This window comes from Flavobacterium sp., assembly GCF_023151265.1.
GTDB lineage: Bacteria > Bacteroidota > Bacteroidia > Flavobacteriales > Flavobacteriaceae > Flavobacterium.
Genome location: NZ_JAKLJH010000170.1, coordinates 1 through 4,899, shown reverse-complemented (window position 1 = coordinate 4,899; position 4,899 = coordinate 1). Strand labels below are relative to the sequence as shown.

Sequence of the window (4,899 nt, the reverse complement as noted above, 5' to 3'; positions counted from 1 at the left end):
TTTTTCGTAATAAAGGATTGAACTTCTTCCAATACTTCAGGAATAGTTTTAATGACTTGTTTTTCTTTACTATAAGTAAACGTTGTTACTTCTTGAAGCGTAAAAACCAATTCTATTTGAGTTGCTTTTATCGTTTCGGAGTGTTTTCCAACTACTCTAATTTGATTCTCTGTTGGTTGTGCAAATGTCAAATACGACAATGCAACAAATAAAATTGTTGTAAGTTTTTTCATGAGTTATAGTTTCCACTTAAAACTCAAAAATACCGAAATTATTATAACTTTTTTAGTTCTTCAATAAATTCAGTCAAATGTTCTACTTCTACGTGATCCATTAACACAATTTTGTACCATTTGTTGTTTTCATTGTGTTGTTGCGGTACCAAATCATACTTTTCAGCAATTTTTTCTGGAATAGATTCGGCATGAATGGTTACAATATTCATAAATGGTTCACGGAAATATTTGATGTTTAGTTTATCTAATTCGTGACATAAAAATTGGGTACGCATTTGTAAAACACTCACTTTTTCAAACCAACCATAAGCGCCGTAAGTAAATAAAATCATCCAAACCGCAACGGCATTTGCACCAGAACGACTTCCGCAAAGGGTTAAATCCATTCCTTCTACGTATTCTGCTTCTTTGGTTAATACGTTTTCGATTAAATCTTTTCGGCAAACAAAAACACCTGTTCCATAAGGAGCTTGTAACATTTTGTGCGCATCAATCGTAATCGAACTAATTTTTGGATTGCTAAAGTTGATATTCGATTTTTGATTGCTAAAAGGATAAACAAATCCACCATAAGCACCATCAATATGTAGACGATAAGTAACGTTGTGTTTCTCTAAAATAGAAATATAATCATCCGGATTATCAACTGAACCAAACATGGTTGTTCCCATATTGGAAACCGCAATGAAGTATTTTTTTCCTTTATTTTTAGCTTCTGAAATGATGTTATCCAATGCATTTACATCAATTTCACGATTTTCAAACCCAACCGGAATTTTCAACCAATCAATTTGCAATAAATTAGAAGCTTTTGGGATCGAATAATGTGTGTCTTCCGATGCTAAAATGGCAATTTCTTCTAATTTTCCACCGAATTTGTGCATGAATTCATTTCTAAAAACCCAAATCGCTTGAATGTTGGCTTCCGTTCCACCAGGAGCGATATAACCGTCAAATTCGTTTTCAGTAGCTTTGAATATATCAACAGCAATTACGTTTAAAACCTCACGCTCAATTTCTTGAGTACCATAAAATGCTTTTTCAGAAGTGCCAAAAGTGTGGCACCCAATGTTGTTTGGATTCGCAACATAGGTTTGAAGTGTTGGTGCATCTTTTAAAAAAGGCGCATCATCATAAAAAACTCGACTATCTAATTTAGACGCAGGATAACCTAAAGAAGCGTCTTTTGAGAAGTTAACATTATCGTGTAAAGCCTTTTCAATACGGGCTTTTCTTTCTTCGTGTGTTAGTTTTTTCCAGAAGTTCATACCTAAAAATTTTGGCGAATTTACATTTGAAAAACCAATAAAAACATGATAATTGTTAGCTTTCTTATTCTAAATGGGTAGAAATGTGAAAAATAGCATCGCCTTGATAAATTATTGGCGCATCATTCACATTAATAATATAACCTTCATGTGGTGATTTTACTTTGTGTTCGATTTTTCCATAAGGGTCAGAAATAGTAGCCAATAATTCGCCTTTTTTGACAAAACTTCCAATCGAAGTTAAGCCATGAAACATGCCAGAATATTTCGCTCTAATCCAACTCGATTTTTCGATATAAATGGTTTTATGTTGAGGATTAGTTACTTTCTTTCTCGGATTTAGCATTTCTAAATGGTTTAGAAATCGTTTAGTTCCTTCCACCGCTTCTTCAGTAACTTGAAGATTTAAATCCAATGATTTTCCACCTTCAAACAACAACATTTTAACACCTAATCTATCACAAGAATTTCGAAACGAACCCGAAATATTCTTCGAATACAACGTAAAAGGCGCGTTAAAAACATCGGAAAGTTCTTTTAATTCTGGATTTTCAGGCACAATTCTAATTTGAGGTGCATTAAATCGACTTGCTCCACCGGCATGAAAATCAATTGCATAATCCACATGCGGAATAATATCTTTTAAAATGTAATACGCAAAACGACTCGCCAACGAACCTGTTTTACTACCAGGAAAAACCCGATTCAAATCGCGACCATCTGGAAATTCTCTTGTTTGATTAACAAATCCGAAAATATTGATAATTGGAATACAAATAATGGTACCACGTTTTGGTTTATTGATTTTCTGAATAATTAACTGACGTACAATTTCGGTTCCGTTGATTTCATCACCATGCAAACAAGCGGTGAATAAAACCGTTGGGCCATCAAGTTTTGAACGTTCCACAATAATGGGGATTTTCAATTTATTCATGGTGTGCAACTTGGCAATTTCCATGTTAATGGTTTTGCTTTCGCCCGCTAAAATGGTTTCTTTTAGTATTACAAGTGGTTTTGAGGCTGTCATTTGGTTGATTCTAAGGCGTTAAAAATACGAAAACAATTCAAAACGAATTACAAACAATCAAAATTCTATATTGCTTAAGATTTTCTTACATTTGTTAGATAAATACTTTCCTATGGAAGCAATCGTGCAAGCATTAGCTTTAAAAGAGCAATTAGATACTTTACGCCCAATTGATGTTGAGCAAGAAAAACGAATTATGCAAAAATTTCGTTTAGATTGGAATTATCACTCGAATCATTTGGAAGGTAATTCACTTAATTACGGCGAAACTAAAGCATTATTGTTGTTTGGAATTACTGCACAGGGAAAACCATTAAAAGATCATTTTGAAATTACAGGTCATAACGAAGCGATTGATTGGGTAATTGATATGGTAAAAGGAAATCGTTCTTTAACCGAGAATTTTATTAGAGAATTACATCAGTTATTATTGAAAGAGCCCTACGAAGTAGATGCAATTACACCAGAAGGAAAGCCGACAAAAAGAAAAATAACAGTTGGACAATATAAAACCATGCCCAATCATGTAAAAACGGTTACTGGTGAAATGTTTTATTTTGCAACACCTGAAGAAACACCTGCCAAAATGTATGATTTGTTGGTTTGGTATAACGAAAAAGTTACTCAACAAGATTTTAACCCTATATTAGTTGCAGCTGAATTTCATTATAAATTTATCAGAATTCATCCGTTTGATGACGGAAACGGAAGAACCGCACGCATTTTAATGAACTTTATCTTAATGCAATTTCATTATCCACCCGTAATTGTAAAAACCGAAGATAAAGCCAATTATTTTGCCGCTTTGCAACTTGCTGATGTTGGAAACATAGAAGCTTTTATAGAATATATTGCTCAAAATTTAGTGCGCTCATTAGAAATTATGATTTCAGGAGCTAATGGGGAAAACATTGAAGAGGATGATGATATTGATAAAGAAATTGCTCTTTTGGAGCAGAGATTGAAATCTATCGGGGAATCCTCTCAAATATCTAAAAGTGAAGGTGTTGTTTTGAATTTAATTGAAGATGTTTTTTTTAATTTACAAAAAAGTATACAAGAAAATAGTATTTCAAAGTTATATGTTGATATAGACTATGAATTTTTTGTTAAAAATGATGTTGATGAGTTTGATGTAAATTTGAATGATTTAGAAATAAATGCTAATGAAATTAAAAATTTTGGGATAAATGTTAAATACAATAATTTCAAAACGCTTGGTTTTAATAATTTATCTTTTTTAAGTACTTTTTTTATTGTACTTAATAATGTTAGCTATTCAGTCTTTGTTAATGGTGAAAAAGAAATCGAAAAAGGTTATCAATATAAATTGACACAAGAAGATATAAAATCACTTAATAAAAAAGAAACAATACGCCACAAAAACTTCATCGAGCAAAAAATCGCTGAAAAAGAAAAAGAGTAATCACTGCCTACTAAAAACTGAAATGCAAACACCATTAGAACTTCAAATCCAAACCTTGCCTGATAATCCGGGTGTGTATCAGTATTATGATAAGGAAGGGAAAATTCTATATGTTGGGAAGGCGAAAAATTTAAAAAAACGTGTTCAATCGTATTTTACGAAGAATCACGATAATTACAAAACTTCGGTTTTAGTTAAGAAAATTGTAACCATAAAACACATTGTCGTTCCTACGGAAACTGATGCGTTATTATTGGAAAACAATTTAATAAAAAAGCTGCAACCACGTTATAATGTGTTGCTTCGTGATGACAAAACGTATCCTTGGATTTGCATCAAAAACGAACGATTTCCAAGAATATTCTCCACCAGAAAAATGATTAAAGACGGTTCGGAATATTTTGGCCCTTACACCAGTTTTAAAACAGTTCACACGATTTTAGATTTGATTAAAGAATTATATCCTCTTAGAACTTGTAATTACGATTTATCTAAAGCGAATATTGATTCGGGAAAATTCAAAGTGTGTTTGGAATATCACATTGGTAATTGCAAAGGACCTTGTGAAGGATATGAATCATTGGAGCATTATCAAAGTCAGATTGAAAAAATCCGTCAAATTTTAAAAGGAAATTTCAAAGAAAGTTTGAAAGATTTCAAAAAATTAATGACCGATTTGGCAATAGAAATGAAGTTTGAAGAAGCGCAAAAAATCAAAGAAAAAATCGAGGTTTTAGAAAATTACCAATCGCGTTCTACAGTTTTAAATCCGAGAATTACCAATTTGGATGTGTTTTCGATTATTTCGGATGAAACGATGGCGTATGTGAACTTTTTACAGATTTCACACGGAGCCATAGTGCGTTCGCATACGTTGGAATTAAAGAAAAAATTAGACGAAACCAACGAAGAATTACTGGAATTAGCCGTGGTAGAATT

At 32.3% G+C, this 4,899-nt stretch carries 5 protein-coding genes; 2 read left to right on the top strand and 3 right to left on the bottom strand.

The window, feature by feature from the left end; translation table 11 throughout:
- From L6Q46_RS12705 to L6Q46_RS12695, 3 genes are all read right to left on the bottom strand, one after another.
- The coding region (locus tag L6Q46_RS12705; protein WP_291284616.1) for a hypothetical protein at positions 1–233 on the bottom strand (233 nt) is incomplete at its 3' end.
- Between the two features lie 41 nt (positions 234–274).
- Complete coding sequence (locus L6Q46_RS12700) at positions 275–1,504, bottom strand: aminotransferase class I/II-fold pyridoxal phosphate-dependent enzyme (protein WP_291284615.1); 1,230 nt, start codon at positions 1,502–1,504, stop codon at positions 275–277.
- A gap of 64 nt (positions 1,505–1,568) precedes the next feature.
- Complete coding sequence (locus tag L6Q46_RS12695) at positions 1,569–2,534, bottom strand: succinylglutamate desuccinylase/aspartoacylase family protein (RefSeq protein WP_291284614.1); 966 nt, start codon at positions 2,532–2,534, stop codon at positions 1,569–1,571.
- 112 nt (positions 2,535–2,646) lie between these two features.
- Here L6Q46_RS12695 and L6Q46_RS12690 point away from each other — a divergent pair, with 112 nt between their 5' ends.
- Together L6Q46_RS12690 and uvrC are read left to right on the top strand one after the other, a co-directional pair.
- Positions 2,647–3,960 (top strand): Fic family protein, encoded by a 1,314-nt coding sequence (locus tag L6Q46_RS12690; RefSeq protein WP_291284613.1) that lies wholly within the window; start codon positions 2,647–2,649, stop codon positions 3,958–3,960.
- Positions 3,961–3,982: 22 nt separating this feature from the next.
- Positions 3,983–4,899 (top strand): excinuclease ABC subunit UvrC (gene uvrC, locus L6Q46_RS12685; RefSeq protein WP_291284612.1); only part of this gene is annotated, 917 nt, incomplete at its 3' end.